The sequence below is a fragment of the Ostreibacterium oceani genome, from assembly GCF_009362845.1.
Taxonomy (GTDB): domain Bacteria; phylum Pseudomonadota; class Gammaproteobacteria; order Cardiobacteriales; family Ostreibacteriaceae; genus Ostreibacterium; species Ostreibacterium oceani.
In genome coordinates this window covers 1-1,029 of the sequence record NZ_WHNW01000024.1, presented here as the reverse complement: position 1 = coordinate 1,029, position 1,029 = coordinate 1, and the positions used below count along the sequence as shown (strand labels likewise).

The 1,029-nt window shown below is 36.9% G+C and carries 2 protein-coding genes; both read left to right on the top strand.

The features are described 5' to 3' along the window. On the top strand, positions 1-757 hold a 757-nt coding region (locus GCU85_RS09840), incomplete at its 5' end, for a tyrosine-type recombinase/integrase (protein ID WP_152811011.1). Between the two features lies 1 nt (position 758). Continuing rightward, on the top strand, positions 759-1,029 hold a 271-nt coding region (locus tag GCU85_RS09835; protein WP_152811010.1), incomplete at its 3' end, for a hypothetical protein.

Sequence of the window (1,029 nt, the reverse complement as noted above, 5' to 3'; positions counted from 1 at the left end):
CATATCAAGTAAATCCATTCTTGATTTTCTAAAGGGGATTGAAAACAAGGGGCTTTACGAAACGGCTAAACGATGCAAAGGAATAATGAGTCAAGTATTTAGACATGGAATCATGAATGGGGCGTGTGCTAATGACCCTTGTCATGCCATTAATGGTGCATTAACTAAATCAAAGCCTAAAAACATGCCAACCATAACAGACCCTAAAGAGATAGGACAGTTGTTACGTGACATAGATAACTATCAAGGTACATTTGTCGTTAGACAGGCACTAAAACTAGCCCCACATTTAATGTTAAGACCAAATGAAATACGTTTTGCTAAATGGGCGTATATTGATTTTGATTTGAAACGATGGAAAATACCCGCTGAAGAAATGAAAATGAAACAAACACATATTGTGCCTTTGTCATCTCAAGTATTAGCGATGTTGCAAGAGCTACATAACGTCACTGGAAATCGCGCTTTTCTTTTCCCTCACGCGAGTAAATCGTCACGCACCATGAGTGAAAACAGTCTCAATCAAGCACTGCATACACTAGGATATAAAGATAAAATAGTTGCTCACGGTTTTAGGGGCATGGCAAGCACAGTCTTACATGAAAAAGGCTTTGAAACATTGGTTATTGAAAAACAGTTAGCCCATCAAGACATTAATACCATTAGGGCTAGTTATAACCATGCTGATTATTTTGAAAAAAGGCTAGAAATGATGCAATATTGGAGTGACTATTTAGGTGAGTTAAAAGAGATTTAAAATGACATATAATACATTCGAAGAGTATTTAGATTACCTGTTAATTGAAAAAATGGACTATGAAGCCTATGACAAAGAACTCAAAGATGGGAATGAAAAATACTATCATTTAGCTGAGCGCTTTCTTGATATCAGTAAATTTGCCTATGATGAATGGGAAGCTTTGTTTGAGCATCATGGATTCTACGAAATGAGTGCCATTGGGTTTTACGCATCTATGATTGAATCAAGGCGGGAACAGGAAGCTGAGGCTAAGCTAAATAATCTGCAGC